The following is a 17,503-nucleotide window of genomic DNA, read 5'->3' as shown; positions in this document are numbered from 1 at the left end:
GGCAGTTGAACGCCATCAAGCGCGAGCAATTCCCCTGGATGCTCGAAGTAACCAAGTGCGCGCCCCAGCAAGCCATTATGCAGTTGGGCGAGGCCTTCAAGAACTTCTTTGCCGGGCGCGCCAAGTACCCACGTTTCCACAAGAAAGGTCGCAGCGACAGCTTCGCCCTGGACAACGCATGGAGCGGCTCAACCGAAGCCTCTCGCGAAAGGTAAAATTCTCCCGCAACTGGCGTAAGGCCAAGGCCAGGCTGGCCCGCCTTTATGCCCGCATCGCCAACGTGCGTCTGGACGCCCTGCACCAACTCACGTCCGACTTGGCGCGGCGCTTCCATACCATCGGCATCGAAGACCTGAACGTCCGCGGCATGGTGCAGAATCGGCACCTGGCGCGCGCCGTCTCGGACATGAGCTTCTTCGAGTTCCGGCGGCAGTTGGACTACAAGACCGCCATGCGCGGCGGTGTCGTGGTGCTGGCTGATCGCTGGTATCCCAGCAGCAAGATCTGCTCGGGATGCGGTCATAAGTTTGACAGAACGGTTTTCCCGCATTCGTCCAGCCCGCCGTCGCCCGCACCCTGACGGCCACCAGGGCACGCCGACCGCCTTAGCGCATCGCCTGCATATCCAACTCAAACATCGGGCGGCTCTCCGGACCGACCGCGTGCAGGGCGGGGTTGAGTGAACGCAGGGCCAGGGTCGGCTTCACCTTCAGCGACAGCAGGGAGGGGTCCAGATATTTCTTGAGCAGGCGCCTGGCCTGGCCGCGGTTACGCATGCCGCGCAGGACCTGGACCTTGGCCAGGGCGCCCGTGGTGGGTGCGGAGCCGCCGTTGTTGCGGTAGTGGCCGATCACCGCCTCGGTGTAGTCGAGCGTCTCCTGGTAGGTGACATGGTTGTTGGTACGGTCCACCACGCCCTCCCCGGCGTTGTAGGCCATGATCACCCGGCCATAGTCGCCCTTGTATTTGTCCAGCAGCCGTTTGAGGTGACGGGTACCGGTGCGCAGATTGGTCTTGGGGTCGAACAGGGCCGTGGTGGAGGTCACCCCGTAGTCCCCCGCGGTCGCCGGCATCACCTGCATCAGGCCCACGGCACCCACCCGGGAAACCGCGTTGGCGTTGAAGTTGGACTCGGCGGCCACGACCGCCCGCACCAGCTTCGACTCGACCCCGTATTGCCTGGCCACCTCGTCGATCATGGTCCGGACCTGGTCGCGGCTCGGCGTGACCCCGCCGGGCGCACTGGGCCGCGGGGCCCTGGCGGGCGCCGGGGCAGCAACCGCGGCGGGGGCCGGCGGTGCCGTCAACTCAGGGACCTGCTTCGGTGCCGCCCGCGCATTCGCGCCCGGCGCCGCGGGGCAGGCCAGCGGCAGCAGGACCAACAGCCACAGGGGGCGGATCGCGACAGGGTTCATCATGACTCCGACGGGACTCTTGCTTGGTGAAGACGCTAGGCGCCGGCGGCGCTGGACCGGTTGGTCGAGACACCGTTGCGGGTGGTGACAGCACCGGTGCGGATCAGACGACAGTTGCGTTGTAATTTCAACTGTCTTCGTCAAAAAGTGAAACGATTCCGCGAAACACACGCGGACTCGGGGTTTACGCACACAATGGTGGAGACTTTTCGATCGCTCTTGGCAGCCTCGCCCGCAAGGGCATGCTACTTTGAAGCAACGATCGTCAACCGCTGCGGCGCCGACTTGGCCGTCTGCGCCTGACCGACTGTGACAGGCATCTTACCGATGCGCGGCCCGCCCGCGTGGTTTCAGGAGTTGTCCCATGCGCTTTTTCAATACCGAAGGTCCGATTCGGCCCCAAGACCATTACTGCCTGCCGCCCCTGGGGCGCTGGGACCTCGAGGCGGTGCTGGAACTGATCGAGCAGAAGAAGTACTTCCTGCTCCACGCCCCCCGCCAGACCGGCAAGACCAGTTGCCTGCTGGCCCTGATGGCGTACCTGAACCACGAGGGCCGCTACCGGGCGCTCTATACGAACCTGGAGACCGCCCAGACCGCGCGCGAGGATGTCGACCGGGGTATGGCGGCCATGTGCAGTGCGCTGGGGCGCTCGGCGCGGCTCTATCTCCAGGATGGGCGCCTGGCTGACTGGTATCGGGACGGCGGCGCGCAGGTCCCGGCGGACGAACGCCTGCTCCGCCTGCTGGAGTCCTGGGCCGCCGCGGACCCGCGGCCGGCCGTGCTGCTGCTCGACGAGGTGGACGCCCTGGTCGGCGACACCCTGGTGTCGCTGCTGCGCCAGTTGCGCGCGGGCTATACTCAGCGTCCCGATCACTTTCCGCAAACGGTGGTGCTGTGCGGGGTGCGGGATCTGCGTGACTACCGTATCCATGCCCGTTCCGAGGCGAGCCCCATCACCGGCGGCAGCGCCTTCAACATCAAGGCCAAGTCGTTGCGCCTGGGCGACTTCAGCGCCGCCGAGACGACCGCGCTGCTCGCCGAGCACACCAAGGAGACCGGCCAGCCTTTCACCCCCGAGGCCCTGGCGCGGGTCTGGGACCTGACCCGGGGCCAGCCCTGGCTGGTCAATGCGCTGGCCTACCACGCCTGCTTCGAGATGCGCGAGGGCCGCGACCGCACCCGCCCCATCACCGTCGACCTGATCGACGAGGCCAAGGAATACCTGATCGTCAATCGGGTCACCCACCTGGACCAACTCGCCGACAAGCTGCGCGAGGAGCGGGTGCGGCGCATCATCGAGCCGATGCTGGCCGGCACCGCCCTGGGTCAGGTTCCCGCGGATGACATCGACTACCTGCTCGACCTGGGCCTGTGCCGGATGGACCCGGGTCGCGGCCTGACCATCGCCAATCCCATCTACCGCGAGGTCTTGCCCCGGGTCCTGGCCTACACCCCGCAGGCGTCGCTGCCGCAGATCAGCCCGACTTGGCTCGATCCGGACGGCACCCTGAACCCGCTGCGCCTGCTCGACGCCTTCCTGGCCTTCTGGCGCCGCCACGGCCAGCCCTTGCTCGGCAGTGCCCCCTACCACGAGATCGCCCCGCACCTGGTGCTGATGGCCTTCCTGCACCGCGTGGTCAACGGCGACGGCACCCTGGAGCGCGAATATGCCATCGGCGCCGGGCGCATGGATCTCTGTCTGCGCTACGGGCCCCTGACGCTCGGGATGGAACTCAAGGTCTGGCGCGACGGGGCCCCGGACCCGCTGGCCGAGGGCCTGGAGCAACTCGACGGCTACCTGGCGGGGCTCGGGCTCGACACCGGCTGGCTGGTGATCTTCGACCGGCGTAGCGGTCAGCCGCCGATTGCCGAGCGCACTGGGAGCCGCGAGGTCACAAGCCCCGCGGGCCGCCGCATCGAGGTGGTGCGCGCCTGAGGCGGCGCCGCACCGCCCAGGCCGTAGGGCGGATGCCCGCAGGGCGATCCGCCACTACCCAAGCCGCCGGGCACCGGAACCACTACACATTCAGCCCAACGCCGGCTGCAACCCCAGCCCCAACCCGGCATAATGACGAAACCCTGCCCGCCCACCGAGGACGCGGCCCCGCGCCGCCTGGGAGCGTACATGCCGTCGCGCATCGACCGCCGGATTGCCCATAAACCCCGCTGGTGGCGCCTCTGCGTCGGGGCCCTGCCGGGGCTGCTGCTTGCGCTGTTGACACTCGGCGCCCTGGCCCTGGCGGGGGACCCAGGCAAGGCGATGCTCGACACCCTTGGGGAGTGGCTCCCCGACTGGCTGCTTCTGCCCGTCGTTGGGGCCATCTCCGGCATCCTGGTCAACGTCGCCTCCGAGCGCTATCTCGACTGGGAGCGCCAGGCACTGGCGGCCCGGGACTTCTTCCGGAATCACGACCTCGCCCAACTGGTGGGCCGGTCCATCGGCATGGTGCTGCGCGCCGTCGCACCCGATCTCGGCTCCCAGGACGCCGCACTGGTGCGTCGCCTGGCCGACCTGGCCGAGTCGCACTGGGCGGAGATCGCCCTCACCGATAGTGCCAAGCGGTGGCTCGGCTCCATTGACGAGCGCCGACTGGTGGAATTCGTCGCCAGGCCCGAGCGCCCCGCCCTGACGCCGGCCCAGACCCTCGCCCTGCTGGCCTGCCTCAACCCGGAACGGCCGGGTACGTCACCCGACTTTGAAGAGGCCACCGCCGAATCGCGGGTCCGCTTGGCCCTGGCGACCCGGTTCAGCGAATCCGTGCGCCAGGCGCTCAAGCAGGACACCGCCCTGGACGGCCGCGCCGCCTACGCCATACAGCTCGACATCGCCAACCGGGTGCTGACCGCAGCCGCCGCCAACCTGGAGCGTAGCGCGGAGAACGCCGCCGCCCTGGCGGCAGTGCGGGGGACGCTCGACGAACTACTGCCCCGGCTGGAGGCCCAGGGGATCGAGATCGGCGCGGGGATCGCGGACCTGGCCCAGCGGCTGGCGGGCATCGAGCAGGCGGTGCGGGAGGAGGGCCAGCGGACGCGGGAGGTCGTGCGGGAGACCGCGGAGTCGACTCAGTTGCGGCTCGCCGCCATCGAGGTCCAACTACGCGAGGTCCTGACCCCCAAACAGGCCGGGGAGGACCCCACCCAGCGTCAACTCCCTCCCGAGCTGATCGCCAAGGCCCAAGAGCTGGCCGAACGCGGGAACAAGCAGCAGCAGGCGGTGGCCGCCATCGCGCTGAGGCAGCACGCCGCGGCCGACCGGCTGATCCAGGACCTCAAGCGCGAGCCCCTGGCCGAGGCCTTCCGCCTCCTGACCCTGGAGGGGGACAACTGGTACAACGCTGGCGCATTCGACCGGGCCATCGAGCCCTACAAGCAGGCATTGGCGCTACGGCCCGAGGACCCCCGGGCCATGAACAACGCCGCCATCGCCCATGAGGGGGCACGGCTGGGGGACATCGCCGCCCACCAGCGCGAGGCCATCGCGCTCCTGACCCAGGCCCAGGACACCTGGACCCGCGAGGCCCAGCCGGCGGACTGGGCCAAGACCCAGAACAACCTCGGCAACGCCTGGGCGAACATGCCAACCGGCGACCGCGCGCAAAACCTCCACCAGGCCATCGCGTACTACCGGCTGGCCCTGGAGGCCCGAACCCGCGAGGCCCACCCGAAGGGCTGGGCCATGACCCAGAACAACCTCGGCATCGCCTGGCGGAGCATGCCAACCGGCGATCGGGCGGAGAACATCGGCAAGGCCATCGCGGCCTACGGGCACGCCCTGGAGGTCCTTACCCGTGAGACCCACCCGGTGGAGTGGGCCACGACCCAGAACAACCTTGGCGTCGCTTGGTCGAACATCCCCACCGGCGACCGGGCGGAGAACCTCGGCATTGCCATCGCGGCCTACGGTCTGGCCCTGAAGGTCCGAACTTGCGAGGCCCACCCGGCGGAGTGGGCCGGGACCCAGATCAACCTCGGCGAAGCCTGGCGGAAAATGCCCACCGGCGACCGGGCGGAGAACCTCGGCAAGGCCATCGCGGCCTACCGGCGGGCGCTGGAGGTCCTGACCCGCGAGGCCCACCCGGCGGACTGGGCCGCGACCCAGAACAACCTTGGCCTCACCTGGGCGGACATGCCCACCGGCGACCGGGCGGAGGACCTCGGCAAGGCCATCACGGCCTACGGGCTCGCCCTGGAGGTCTACACCCGCGAGGCCCGCCCGGCGGACTGGGCCATGACCCGCTTCAACCTCGGCCTGGTGTATTGGGACCGGGCCGACCTGAGCGGCAACCGGTCGGACCTGGGGCTGGCCATCGCCTCGGTGCGGGCGGCCGCGGGAGTCTTCACCGATGCGGACTTCCCGGACCACTACCGGAACCACATCGCCCCGGTGCTCCAGGATCTGCGCACCGCCTGGCTCCAGGGCGGCCACGGTACCCAGGCCGAATTCGACGCCATCCCCCCGGCCGAGTAGGGGCGAGTGCCGGTCTCGCCAGACCGCGGGGCGGGGCGACCGGTCTGCCCGCTTCAGACGTACCTGTGAGGCTCCATCCGCCCGTGCAGCACGCGCACGATCTCGATCAACCGTGGCGCATCGCCAGAGGCGCGAAAGTAGATCACATGGCTCTGCTGCGGGTAGCTATAGAGCCCGTCGCCGATGTCCGGCCGAGCCTTCCACAGCGAAGGGTTATCGCAGAGCCAGTCGAAGCGGCTCACCAATGCATCGACGTACCGATCGGCCTGATCAAGACCCCATTGTTCGGCGGAGTAATCCCAGATCTCGGCAAGATCCGCTTCCGCCCTGGACGAAAGCCGATAGATCACTTCTTGGCGAGCCGCTCGCGGCCAGCAGCCTTGATCCGTGCGGCGAGCGTCGGCAGGTCCTCAGCCTCATAATCGGTGCATGCACCGCGCTCCAGATCCGCGAGCCCCAGGTCGATCTCCGCGCGGAGCTGCTGGAGCTTGATTGCGTTCAACGCGTCGTACTCCTCCTTGGAGACCACGACAGCGACGGCTCGACCGTCGCGCTCGATGACCACGGGCTCGCGCCGGGCCGTCTCCAGCAGTTGGCCAAAGCGGGCCTTGGCCTCGTGGGCGGAAACGTTGTGCATGAGGATTTCAGAGAGATTGGTCTATTTCGGTCAAAATAGGCCGATCCAGACCTGGCCGCAAGCAGAACCCGCGGGCGGGGTCCCAGGGGGCCGGAGTCACACGGGGCGATGGGTCGCGTCCTGGGCCCTTGGCTCTGCAACCGGCTTGGCCAAAGAGGCATCGATCGTCGTTCCGGCCACCGGCGAAGGTCCGCACAGCGGACCCTACGGCAAACCCGCGATCTGTCATTGCACGTCCTCGGCAGATGCAAATGGGGCCACTGGTCGGCCGCGGCCGGGGTGTCTGCGGCGATCTGGTCATGCAATGGTCCCAGGGTGATGCGCAGGCTGCCGGGATTCCCACAGTTCGCGCATAGGCACGGCCGTCAGTCCGTCGCCGAATGGCGCCGTCGCCTCACCGTCGTAGAGCACCACGCCGGCCTTGAAGCGCGGACCAGCCGCCTCCCGCAACTTGCGCAGGCCCCGAAAATCCGCCGTCGTCACCGTGGCCGAGGCCTTGACCTCAACCCCGGCGAGCGCCTGGCCGGACTCCAGCACCAGGTCCACCTCGGCGCCGTCCTTGTCGCGGAAGTGATGGAAGCTGACCGGCAGTTCCCGCCAACTCGCCTGCCGCCGCAACTCCTGGAAGACGAATTTGAAACTTTCAGACTCGTCCAGTTGAAAGTTTGCGGCCTGATGGATCGCCTGCGCAACGATGATCAAGCCCGCGTTGCTCATCAAACGCCATCGTCCCCATTTGCGTTCATTCGCGGACAACCAATCCTAACGGGACCGCCGCCACCTGCGCCAACCCCGCCCCATAAACCCAGCTTTCCTCCTTCATCCCTCATCCCTCATCCCTCATCCTTCATCCTTCATCCTTCATCCTTCATCCTTCATCCTTGCCCCCCTACCTGCGCCAAAACTGCGGCGTAAACAAAATCAGCAGCGAGAAGACCTCCAACCGGCCGAGCAGCATGGTGAAGCTCAGGACCCAGATCTCGTAGTCGGTCAAGACGCCGTAATTGGTGGCCGGTCCCACCACGCCCAACCCGGGGCCGGTGTTGTTGATGCAGGCGACGACGGCGGTGAAGGCGGAGATGAAGTCGAGCCCGCCGAAGAGCAGCAGGAAGGTCATCCCGATGATGCTCATGGAGTAGAGAAAGATGAAACCCAGGACGGCGAAGACCACGCTGTTGGGGATCTGGGACCCGCCGATCGTGACCGGCGCGGCCATGGCGGGGTGGATCAGGCGGGAGACCTCCCGCGACGACTGGCGGACCAGGATCAGGGTGCGGATCATCTTGATACCCCCGCCGGTGGACCCTGAACTGCAGGTCACCGACGACAGAAAGAGCATCAACAGGGGCACGAACACCGGCCACAGGGCATAGTCGGTGGTGACGAATCCGCTGGTGGTGGCGACGGAGATCAGGTTGAAGGCGACATAGCGCAGCGCCGTCCAGAAACTCGTGTAGATCTGGTTGAACCAGAGATAGACGGCGCAACTGAGCGAGCACAGCGTCAGCACTAGGAGTACCCCCCTGGCCTCCGCGTCGCGCCAGATGGGCCGCAGGCTGCGGTGGCGCCAGACCATATAGTGGGTCGCGAAATTGAACGCGGCGAGCACCATGAAGAAGATGAGCACCATCTCGATCGCCGGCGAGTCCCAGGCGCCGATGCTCGCATCCCGGGTCGAGAAGCCGCACAGGCTCAGGGCCGAGAAGGCATTGCAGATGGCGTCGAACCAGTCCATTCCGGCGATCCGCAGGGCCAGGACGCAGGCCGCGGTGAGGCTCACATAGATGACCCAGAGGAGCGCGGCGGTATCGCCGACCCGGGCGGTGAGCCGGGAGTTCTTGATCGGCCCCGGCACCTCCGCGCGCATGAGCTGCATGCCGCCGACCCCCAGGAAGGGCAGGATGGCGACCGCGAGCACGATGATCCCCATGCCGCCCAACCAGCACAGGGCATGGCGCCACAGGTTGATGGAGGGCGCGACCTGGTCGAGCCCCACCATCACCGTGGCCCCGGTCGTGGTGAGCCCCGACATGGTCTCGAAGAAGGCGTCCGTGAAGGACAACTGCTGGTGCAGCATCAGCGGCACGGTGGCGATGGCGGCGGTCAGGGTCCAGGCCATGGTGACCAGCATGAAGCCGTCGCGCGCCTTGAGTTCCCGGCGCTGGCGGCGGGTCGCCGCGATCATCAACAGACCGACCAGGATGCAGGCGAGCATGCTGAAGACGAAGGTCAGCAGGGTCCCGTCGTCGTAGATCAGGGCACAGGCGATGGGCAGCAGATAGGTCAGGCTGAACACCAGCAACAGGCGCCCGAGGACGTTGGTGACCGACAGCACCGAATACATCAGAAGAAGCCCAGACCGACCTGGAAATAGCGCTCCACCTTGGGCACCAGGTCCTTGCTGATCACGAACAGGATCACATGGTCCTCCGCCTCGATCACCAGGTCGTGGTGGGCGATCAGGACGCGGCGCCGGTCGGCCCCGCCCGCCATGGGCGCCACCCCGCGCACGACGGCCCCCACCGTCACCCCCGGGGGCAGGTCCAGTTGCTCGATGCGCCGCCCCGCGACCTGGGAGGTACGGCCGTCCCCATGGACCACCAGTTCCAGGGCCTCCGCCGCCCCCCGGCGCAGACTATGCACCGCGGCCACGTCACCCTTGCGCACCCGGGCCAGCAGGGAGCCGATGGAGATCTGGGCCGGGGAGATGGCGATGTCGATGCGGTCCGCCTGCACCAGATCGACATAGGCCCGCCGGTTGATCAGGGCCAGTACCCGGCGCGCCCCCAGGCCCTTGGCGAGCAGGGCGGAGAGGATATTGTTCTCGTCGTCGTTGGTCAGGGCGAGAAAGCAGTCCATGTCCTCGATCGACTCGGCCGCCAGCAGGTTCTCGTCCGTACCCTCCCCCACCAACACCAGGGTGTGTTTCAGCGTCGCCCCCAGGGTCCGGGCGCGCGCCTCGGCGGCCTCGATCACCTTCACCTTGTAGCGATCCTGGGTGGCGACGGCGAGCCGCTCCCCGATGTTCCCGCCCCCGGCGATGAGGATGCGCCGGGTCGGCCGGTCACGGCGCCGCAGTTCGCTCACCACCTGGCCGATGTCGCGGGTGGCGGCCAGGAAGAAGACCTCGTCCCCGGCCTCGATCAGGGTCTCCCCGTCCGGGATGATGGGTTGATCGCGGCGATAGATGGCGGCGATGCGCGCGTCCACGGTGGGGATGTGGCGACGCAGGTCCGCCACCGGGTGCCCCACCAGGGTCCCGCCGGGGATGGCGCGCACCGCCACCAGGCTCACCAGGCCGTCGGCGAACTCCAGCACCTGGAGCGCCTCGGGGAAGGCCAGCAACTGGACCAGGTAATCGGTGATGATCTGCTCCGGGCAGATACTGAAGTCCACCGCGAAGTTCTTCGGCTCCAGCAGTTCCGGGTAGCGGGCATAGTCCGGGGAGCGCAGCCGGGCGATCTTGGTCGGGGTCCGGTAGAGGGTGGCGGCCGTGCGGCAGGCGCACAGGTTGGTCTGGTCGCTCTGGGTCACCGCGATCAACATGTCCGCATCGGCCATGCCGGCCAGTTCCAGCACCGAGGGCAGGGCGGCGTTGCCGACCACGGTGCGCAGATCCAGCCGGTCCTGGAGGCGCGCCAGGCGCGCCACGTCGGTATCGACGACCGTAATCTCGTTGGCCTCCGAGACCAGGCTCTCGGCCACCGAGGTACCGACCTGGCCGGCGCCGAGGATGACGATCTTCATTGGGTGGTCATAGGGGGTGGTGAGGAAATCCGCAGGAATGGGTGCATGGCGGTGGGCGCCCTGAAGACGCGACAGCGGGCCGCCGGTGGGGTGCGCCAGGCGCCCCCCGGGCGAACGCGATCCCGCCATGCTACGCCGTCACCCGCACCGGGGCCACTGACCACCGCCGCAAGGTGTAACCATCGCAGTCCCACGCGGCCCGCGCTATCATCGCCGCAACCTCGTTGTGTCCCCATCGGCGGTACCTTGATCCCTCCCGAATTCATCCTGTTTGCGGCCACCCTGCTGGGGGTAGCCGTCCTGCACCGTCACACCCTCGCGGTCGCCCTGACCGGGCTCACCGTCATCACCGGCTTCAAACTCGGCGTTACCGGATTCCCGGCGGGACCGGGCCTGACCGGGCTCATCGATCACTTGGGCCACGAGTGGGTGCTGCTCGCCAACCTGCTCGGCCTGCTGCTCGGCTTTGCCCTGCTGGCCCGCCACTTCGAGGACAGCCGGATCCCCTTGGTGCTGCCGCGCTTCCTGCCCGCCGGCTGGCCGGGCGGTTTTGTCCTCCTCGTCATGATCTTCGTGCTCTCGGCATTGCTGGACAACATCGCCGCCGCCCTGATCGGCGGCACCGTCGCCGCCGGGGTATTCCGCCACCGGGTCCATCTCGGCTACCTGGCGGCGATCGTCGCGGCGTCCAACGCCGGCGGGTCCGGCAGCGTGGTGGGGGACACCACCACCACCATGATGTGGATCTCCGGCGTGGCGCCGAGCGCGGTCCTGCACGCCTATGTGGCCGCCGGTGTCGCCCTGCTGGTATTCGGCATCCCGGCCGCCATCCAGCAGCACCGCTACCAGCCGGCCGCCCGGCAGGTACCCGCCGACACGGCGGTGGACTGGACCCGCCTGGGCATCGTGATCACGATCCTGGTCGCCGCCATCGCCGCCAACGTGGCGCTGAACCTGCATGCCAAGGACCTGGCCGGCCGTGTTCCCGTCCTGGGGATGGCCGTATGGGCGGCGATTCTGCTCACGGGGCTGATCCGCAAGCCCGAGTGGGGCCTGCTGCCGGAGAGCCTCAAAGGGAGTCTCTTCCTGCTGTCGCTGGTGCTGTGCGCCTCCCTGATGCCGGTGGAGCGGCTGCCGGCGGCCTCCTGGCCCTCCGCCCTGACGCTCGGGTTCGTCTCCGCCGTCTTCGACAATATCCCGCTCACCGCCCTGGCACTCAAACAGGGCGGCTACGACTGGGGCGTGCTCGCCTATGCGGTCGGCTTCGGCGGCTCCATGATCTGGTTCGGCAGCTCCGCCGGGGTGGCCATCTCCAACCTGTATCCCGAGGCGAAGTCGGTGTTGAACTGGGTGCGCCACGGCTGGCATGTGGCCCTGGCCTATGTGCTCGGATTCGCGGCGCTGCTCCTGATCCTCGGCTGGCACCCCGGCGCCGTCGGCGACAGCCCAACACGGACGGATGCGCCTACCGGGTGGGAGTCGCACCCATGATGAGGTTCCGATGATGAGGGTCCGATGATGCGCTTCCTGGTCCCCTGCGACGGCTCTGCCCAGTCCCTGCGGGCACTCCGGCATGTGGTCCGGCTCGCCGAGCGGAGTGAGCCCCCGCAGATCCACCTGCTGCACGTCCGTGAACCGGTAGATGCCTGGCAGGTTCGCGGTTTCCTGCACGAGGAAGAGGTCAACCGCATCCAGCAAAGCGAGGGCGAGGAGAACCTGCGCACCGCCCGCGGGCTGCTCGATCAGGCCGGGGTCGCCTACACTGCCCAGGTCGTCTCCGGACCCATTGCGGAAACCATCGCCGAGTTCGCGACACAGCAGGGGTGTGACCACATCGTCATGGGTACCCATGGCCGCGGCGGGCTGGCGACGCTGTTGCTTGGCTCGGTTGCCGCCAAGGTCGTCCATCTGTCCACGCTGCCTGTGACGCTGGTGAAATAGCCCCTATCGCCCCCTAACAACCCGACGTGTAGTGTTGGGGCCGCGTTCCGACCAGTGCCTCAACGCCGGCGATGACGTCGAACAGTTCTTCGTCGATTGCGCCCTGGCGCAAGCGGTGGAACTTGCCGTTGAGGGCTTCCAACAACTCGTCGATATTCTTCTCGGCGCGCTGCATCGCCGCCAGACGGCTGGCGTTCTCGCTCGCCAGCGATTCGGCGCAGGCGCGAAAGAGCGAGACGAAGAGATACTCGCGCATCAGCGCGCTCAGGGTCGCGGCTCCGGTACCAATAACCTCGGGGAGGTTCCCGGTCGGCCAGGGGAGCGCGGCAAGCCGGCCTTGCCAGGCGTCGTCCAGCGGCAACAGCCGCTGGTTGACGGGCGCATAACCGGAGCCGGATGCGGGACGGTTGTAGTACAGATGGAGCTGCGCGACGCGCTTCCCCCGGACTTCGCTCGCGACCAGGATCTGCCCGATGAGCGGGGTGATGGCCGCGACCGAGCCCGGCACGGCGAACCGGCCCACCACCGGCAGACCGGCATCGGTCAGGCGCGCATGGACACGCTCACCGACTGCCCAAACCAGCGGCCGGTCGGTCAGGGCGGCCAGGGCCTGCACCGCATAGTCGGTCACCACATCGTTGAATTGGCCCACCAGTCCCTGGTCGGAGCCAAACACGATGCCACCGATCTGGTTCGTATCCCGGCCCCTATCCGGTTCGACCGGCGTCCCGGTCAGCGCCGCGTCCGCGCCGCTGCCGCGGAAACAGACGCGGAGGCCCAGCTCCACCGTGCGCGCATAATCGCCCAAAGCGCGCACCGCCTGCTCGTACTGGCCGATACTGGACGCGGCCAGGGTCTTCATGGTGCGGACGACGGATTGGAGATCGCCGGCGCTCCTGATCTGGCGGCGCAGGCTGGCGGTGCTGTCGCTCATCGGACCTCGAGTCCGTCCTGGTGTGCGCGGACGAATACCACCGGTGCGGTTGCGAGCACTTCGCGCACCCGCGTCAGCCGGTTGCCGAGCCGTGCCCGGTCGTGCGGGGCGTCGATGGTGCGCTCGGCCGCCTCGGCGATCTCTTCGACGGTCTGCCCAAGCACCCGGCGCCGATCGGGGCTCAGGGTCCGGGTGGCGATGGTTTCGAGCGCGCCGAGCATCCGTAACAGGACGGCGACATTGCCGCCGGCATTCTGGCGGATCTGGTCGAAGGACTCGCTCACCAGACCCGCAAAGCTCGGGCCGCGGGCAATCACATGCAGCTTGCCCTGATCCGGCCAATGGGCGGCGGCAATCCGCCGCGGGGCCAGCCGGACCAGGATGGCGGTCAGATAATCAACGCACATCACGGCGGTCGTGGTGTCGTTGACACCGGGCGAGAGTGCCTTCATAGCGATGTCCACGATCTGCCGGATGCCGAAGGCGACATCCTGCTCCACGGTACGCTGGCGGCTGACGACGTAGGGGGCGTTCAGCTCGGCCGTGATCGTGTCGTCCAGGTCGCCGGGATCGACCGCTGAGACCAGCGGCGTACCCGCGACGACAAAGTCCCCGATGCCGCGGTCCATCCGCAGGATGGTCCCATGCGCTCGGGCTACGCCCAGGAGTGCGTCCGCATCGACCGTCTCGATATAGCCGGTCCGCTCGGCCGGGACGGCCACCCAGGCCTGCATGGCGAGCGCCCGCGCCAGGTTGGCCTTGTTGTCGTCGTCCGCGTGGTCGCCAAGGGTCTCGGGGAAGAGTTGATCCACCGCCGCGAGGGTCTCCTGGGCGGCCGCCGCGATGATGCGCGATGCCTGGATCGAGGTCGAGACGTAATGAATGAAGTAGATCAGCACGGCGATCCCGACGAAGGCCAGGATCAGTCCGCCCAGCACCGCCAGCGTCGGGACGAACCCCCCTTCGTCACCCCCGCGAATCGTCCGCAGCACCACCAGACAATAGGCAAAGATGCCGACGAAGACGCCGAGCACCGCCTGGTTGACGCGGTCACGCATAAAGTTACGAATGACCCGCGACGTATACTGGCTGGAGGTCAGCGCCAGGGCCACGAGCGTGATGGAGAACACCACCCCGGCGACCGTGATCATCGAGCTGGCGACCGCGGTGAGCAGGCCGCGGGCGCCGTCCGCGCCGGCGCCGAAGAGCAGCGGCCAGCGCTCGACTACGTGCAGCTCGACGGTCGCGTCAAGGGTGATCAACAGGGTGGCGAGCACCACGGCGTCCAGTACGATGAGGGTGGGTACGAACCAGAAGCTCGAGCGTTTCGCTTGCCACCAATAGTGCAGTTTCGGAAGTATATGCATTGACTTCTTCAGTTATGGCGGGCTTGCGTTGGTCGATATTTCGGAGGCTGCCGTGCCCGGGGCGTCCGGGGCGGGGGCGGCGCCGTCCGGAGGATTCGGCGTCGGCTGGAATTCGGCGAGCGCCTGACGGGCAAGGTCGATGAGCGCCTGCCGATCTCCGTCGCTCAAGGTCCCGGCGCCGGTCAGGCGCTCGCGAAGCGCGTCCGGGATCGTCGCCGCGGCCGCCTGCACCGCTTGCTCGGCCGCCGTCATCCGCGCGAGCTCAACCGTGTCGAAGAGCCCCGCGGTCAGGGCCAGCAGGACGGCGAGTTGCGCCGGCACCGCCACCGGGGCGAGCTCCGACTGCTTGAGGCAGGCGCGGATGCGCTGCCCATGCGCGATGATCGCGCGGGTCGGTTCATCCACTCGGGCACCGAACCGCGCAAAGGTCTCCAACTCCTCGAACTGCGCAAAGCGAAGCTTGAGGTCGCCCGCGACCGCGCGGTAGGCCGCCCGCTGCGCCTTGCCGCCGACGCGCGAGACGGACTTGCCGACATCGACCGCTGGCAGCACGCCCAATTCGAACAGCGAGGGCGACAGATAGACCTGCCCGTCGGTGATCGAGATCAGATTGGTCGGGATATAGGCCGAGATGTCCTCGGCCTCGGTCTCGATGATCGGCAGGGCGGTGAGCGAACCCCCGCCGCGCTCCGGACTCAGGTGGGTGGCGCGCTCCAGCAGGCGCGAGTGGATGTAGAAGATATCGCCGGGGAAGGCCTCGCGGCCGGGCGGGCGGCGCAGCAATAAGGAAAGCTCGCGATAGGCGCGGGCGTGGTGGGTGAGGTCGTCGTAGACGATCAGCACGTCGCGCCCGCGCTCCATGAAATGCTCGGCGATGCTGGTCGCGGCATAGGGGGCGATGTAGGCGAGCCCCGGCGCGTCGTTGCCCTCGGTCACCACCACCACGGTATAGTCCAGCGCGCCCTGCTCCCGCAAGGTGGCCACGGCCTTGGCGATGGCGGACGCCCGCTGACCGATGGCGCAATAGACACACAGGACATCCTGGCCGCGCTGGTTGAGGATACTGTCGATGGCAATGGCGGTCTTGCCGGTTTGGCGGTCGCCGAGGATCAGCTCGCGCTGGCCGCGGCCGATCGGAATGAGCGCATCGATGACCTTGATCCCGGTCTGGAGCGGGACGGTGACCGGCGCGCGGTCCATGATGGCCGCCGCCGGACGCTCGATCGGCAGGCGCGCGTCGGTGCGCACCGGCCCCTGACCATCGAGCGGCCGGCCGAGCGGATCGATGACGCGCCCCAGCAGGCCATCGCCGACGGCCACGTCCATGACCCGGCCGGTACGCTCGACCAGGGCCCCGGCGTGCAACTGCCAGTAGTCCCCCAGCAGCACGACGCCGATCTCTCCTGCGTCCAGGTTAAAGGCGATGCCGAAGACCTCGCCGGGAAAGGCCAGCAGTTCCTCGAAGCCGACACCGGGCAGACCGGAGACCGTGGCGATGCCGGTGGAGACGGTCGCGATGGTGCCGACCTCGTGTGGGGTCAGTTGCGGACTGAACTGTTCGCGGGCCTGGCCGATGGCGCCGAAGGCGCGATCGAAGGCCGACTCCAGGCGGTCGGGCGCGGCCGTCATGGGTGCGGTGCTGCGGTTCCTGAAGGGTCAGAACCGGCCGCGGCATCCGGCTGCCCCTTCTCCTTCAATAGCTCACCAACTCCGCGTTCCAGCGACCGCAGGTAATCCGCGATGTCCCAGGCGATCTGTTGCCCATTCGCGGTGAGCACGATTCCGCTGACCAGGTCCGGCGCGGTCTCGAACCGGACCGGGAGGGCCGGTGCGAAAGCGGTATCGATGGCATCTTGAATCGCCGTGCGTTGCGCCGCGGGTAGGTCGAAGGCGCTGCGCACACGTACCGGATCGGAGGTCGTCTTCAGCGCCTCGGCAAACACCGCGTGCGCCTCGCCGTCCATCGCCCGCAGGCGCTCGATAAAGACCGCGACCAGCCGCTCTTCCAGACTCGCCCCGGCGAGATCGGTCAGCATCTTGCGCGCAATCGCGAAGACCTCCTGCACGGTCCGGCGCCGCAGTGCCTGATTGAGTTGATCGGCCTCCTGTCGCAACGCGTCCTGTCGTTTGGCCCGCACGTCATCGGCGGCTTGCCGGGCCTCTTCCAAGAGCCGCTGACGCTCGGCCTTCGCCTCGTCCATCGCGTGGGTGAAGAGGGCAGCACGCTGTTGATCGAACGCTTCGTTCTTATGCTGAAAGGTCTCGCGCTCGTGCTGCGCCTGCGTCCGTTTCGCATCGGCGTCCGCCAGCTCGGCGGCGATCCGTCGCTCCCGCTCATCGATGGCGTGCAGGATTGGCTGGTAGAGGAAGCGCTTCAGCAACCACACCAGGACGAGAAAATTGACCGCCTGCGCACCGACGGTGAACCAATCGATGAGCATGGCCTATTTACCGACGGCGTGGGCGATGGCGAGGTTCCAGAAGGGGTTGGCGAAGATGAGGATCATCGAAACCACGAAGCAGTAGATGGCGGTGGACTCGATCATCGCGAGCCCGACGAACAGGGTCCGGGTGATGGTGGCGGAGGCATCGGGCTGTTGCGCCAGCGCGGTCAGCGCGGTGGCGACCGCGCGACCCTCTGCCAGCGCGGGGCCCATGGTGCCGAAGCCGGTGGTGAGACCGGCGATGACGATCGACGCGACGGCAATGATGGTCAAGCTGTCCATGGTGGGTCCTCGGGTTGATTATGGATTGGCTCAAGTGCCGGGCGCCGGAGTTGACGTGGGCGCGGGCTGGCGCGTGCGGGTAGCGGCGGCGATGTACACCGCGGCCAGGATGCTGAAGATATAGGCCTGCACCATGCCGGTGAGCAGCCCCAGCGCCGTCATGAGGATCGGGAAGAGGAAGGGCGTGATGGTGAGCAGGATGGCAATGATCATCGCGCCGCTCATCATGTTGCCGAACAGACGCACCGCCAGGGCCAGGGTCCGT

General features: G+C 67.8%; 17 protein-coding genes and 1 pseudogene. 6 read left to right on the top strand and 12 right to left on the bottom strand.

Going from position 1 to position 17,503, the window contains the following annotated elements; translation table 11 throughout:
* A pseudogene (locus tag QZY48_RS26460) lies at nucleotides 1–215 on the top strand (hypothetical protein); the annotation flags it as partial.
* Complete coding sequence (locus QZY48_RS26455; RefSeq protein ID WP_295436533.1) at nucleotides 179–580, top strand: RNA-guided endonuclease TnpB family protein; 402 nt, start codon at nucleotides 179–181, stop codon at nucleotides 578–580. The pseudogene QZY48_RS26460 and the gene QZY48_RS26455, both read left to right, overlap by 37 nt.
* A 25-nt stretch (nucleotides 581–605) precedes the next feature.
* Here the strand turns inward: QZY48_RS26455 and QZY48_RS26450 are convergent, their stop codons facing one another.
* Nucleotides 606–1,415: a lytic transglycosylase domain-containing protein gene (locus tag QZY48_RS26450; RefSeq protein WP_295436532.1), complete on the bottom strand. Its 810-nt coding sequence runs from the start codon at nucleotides 1,413–1,415 to the stop codon at nucleotides 606–608.
* 364 nt (nucleotides 1,416–1,779) lie between these two features.
* On the opposite strand from QZY48_RS26450, the gene QZY48_RS26445 reads away from it, so the two are divergent.
* Entirely contained in the window at nucleotides 1,780–3,354 is a 1,575-nt protein-coding gene (locus QZY48_RS26445) for an AAA-like domain-containing protein (RefSeq protein WP_295436530.1), read from the top strand.
* A gap of 132 nt (nucleotides 3,355–3,486) precedes the next feature.
* Nucleotides 3,487–5,886 carry a tetratricopeptide repeat protein gene (locus QZY48_RS26440; protein WP_295436529.1) on the top strand — a complete coding sequence of 800 codons (2,400 nt, stop codon included), beginning with the start codon at nucleotides 3,487–3,489 and terminating at the stop codon, nucleotides 5,884–5,886.
* A 53-nt stretch (nucleotides 5,887–5,939) separates the two neighbouring features.
* On the opposite strand, the gene QZY48_RS26435 is transcribed toward QZY48_RS26440, so the two are convergent.
* The 5 genes from QZY48_RS26435 to trkA form a co-directional block, all read right to left on the bottom strand.
* Nucleotides 5,940–6,236 (bottom strand): type II toxin-antitoxin system RelE/ParE family toxin, encoded by a 297-nt coding sequence (locus QZY48_RS26435; RefSeq protein ID WP_295436528.1) that lies wholly within the window; start codon nucleotides 6,234–6,236, stop codon nucleotides 5,940–5,942.
* Nucleotides 6,233–6,523: a type II toxin-antitoxin system Phd/YefM family antitoxin gene (locus tag QZY48_RS26430; protein WP_295436527.1), complete on the bottom strand. Its 291-nt coding sequence runs from the start codon at nucleotides 6,521–6,523 to the stop codon at nucleotides 6,233–6,235. The genes QZY48_RS26435 and QZY48_RS26430 overlap by 4 nt, the downstream gene beginning before the upstream one ends.
* Nucleotides 6,524–6,820: 297 nt before the next feature.
* A complete protein-coding gene (locus QZY48_RS26425) occupies nucleotides 6,821–7,240 on the bottom strand; it encodes a DUF4143 domain-containing protein (RefSeq protein ID WP_295436526.1) in 420 nt (139 codons plus the stop codon).
* Nucleotides 7,241–7,412: 172 nt separating this feature from the next.
* Complete coding sequence (locus QZY48_RS26420; RefSeq protein WP_295436525.1) at nucleotides 7,413–8,867, bottom strand: potassium transporter TrkG; 1,455 nt, start codon at nucleotides 8,865–8,867, stop codon at nucleotides 7,413–7,415.
* On the bottom strand, nucleotides 8,867–10,270 hold the full coding sequence (gene trkA, locus QZY48_RS26415) for a Trk system potassium transporter TrkA (RefSeq protein ID WP_295436524.1): 1,404 nt from the start codon (nucleotides 10,268–10,270) through the stop codon (nucleotides 8,867–8,869). The genes QZY48_RS26420 and trkA overlap by 1 nt, the downstream gene beginning before the upstream one ends.
* 246 nt (nucleotides 10,271–10,516) lie before the next feature.
* On the opposite strand from trkA, the gene QZY48_RS26410 reads away from it, so the two are divergent.
* The gene (locus QZY48_RS26410) at nucleotides 10,517–11,761 is read left to right on the top strand and encodes a citrate transporter (protein ID WP_295436523.1); all 1,245 of its coding nucleotides are present in this window, start codon (nucleotides 10,517–10,519) and stop codon (nucleotides 11,759–11,761) included.
* Between the two features lie 24 nt (nucleotides 11,762–11,785).
* Nucleotides 11,786–12,211: a universal stress protein gene (locus QZY48_RS26405; RefSeq protein ID WP_295436522.1), complete on the top strand. Its 426-nt coding sequence runs from the start codon at nucleotides 11,786–11,788 to the stop codon at nucleotides 12,209–12,211.
* Between the two features lie 13 nt (nucleotides 12,212–12,224).
* On the opposite strand, the gene QZY48_RS26400 is transcribed toward QZY48_RS26405, so the two are convergent.
* The 6 genes from QZY48_RS26400 to QZY48_RS26375 form a co-directional block, all read right to left on the bottom strand.
* On the bottom strand, nucleotides 12,225–13,145 hold the full coding sequence (locus tag QZY48_RS26400; RefSeq protein ID WP_295436521.1) for a F0F1 ATP synthase subunit gamma: 921 nt from the start codon (nucleotides 13,143–13,145) through the stop codon (nucleotides 12,225–12,227).
* A complete protein-coding gene (locus QZY48_RS26395) occupies nucleotides 13,142–14,512 on the bottom strand; it encodes a DUF2254 domain-containing protein (protein ID WP_295436520.1) in 1,371 nt (456 codons plus the stop codon). Before QZY48_RS26395 ends, QZY48_RS26400 begins: the two co-directional genes overlap by 4 nt.
* A 12-nt stretch (nucleotides 14,513–14,524) precedes the next feature.
* The gene (locus QZY48_RS26390) at nucleotides 14,525–16,141 is read right to left on the bottom strand and encodes an alternate F1F0 ATPase, F1 subunit alpha (protein ID WP_295436518.1); all 1,617 of its coding nucleotides are present in this window, start codon (nucleotides 16,139–16,141) and stop codon (nucleotides 14,525–14,527) included.
* Complete coding sequence (locus QZY48_RS26385) at nucleotides 16,138–16,953, bottom strand: F0F1 ATP synthase subunit B (RefSeq protein WP_295436517.1); 816 nt, start codon at nucleotides 16,951–16,953, stop codon at nucleotides 16,138–16,140. The genes QZY48_RS26390 and QZY48_RS26385 overlap by 4 nt, the downstream gene beginning before the upstream one ends.
* A gap of 3 nt (nucleotides 16,954–16,956) precedes the next feature.
* Nucleotides 16,957–17,238, bottom strand: a complete 282-nt coding sequence (locus QZY48_RS26380; RefSeq protein ID WP_295436516.1) for a F0F1 ATP synthase subunit C — start codon at nucleotides 17,236–17,238, stop codon at nucleotides 16,957–16,959.
* Between the two features lie 30 nt (nucleotides 17,239–17,268).
* On the bottom strand, nucleotides 17,269–17,503 hold a 235-nt coding region (locus QZY48_RS26375; protein WP_295436515.1), incomplete at its 5' end, for a F0F1 ATP synthase subunit A.

Origin of the sequence: uncultured Thiodictyon sp. (assembly GCF_903828115.1) — a bacterium.
In the GTDB taxonomy this organism is placed as follows: Bacteria; Pseudomonadota; Gammaproteobacteria; order Chromatiales; family Chromatiaceae; genus Thiodictyon.
This window is presented reverse-complemented; position numbering and strand designations above follow the sequence as displayed.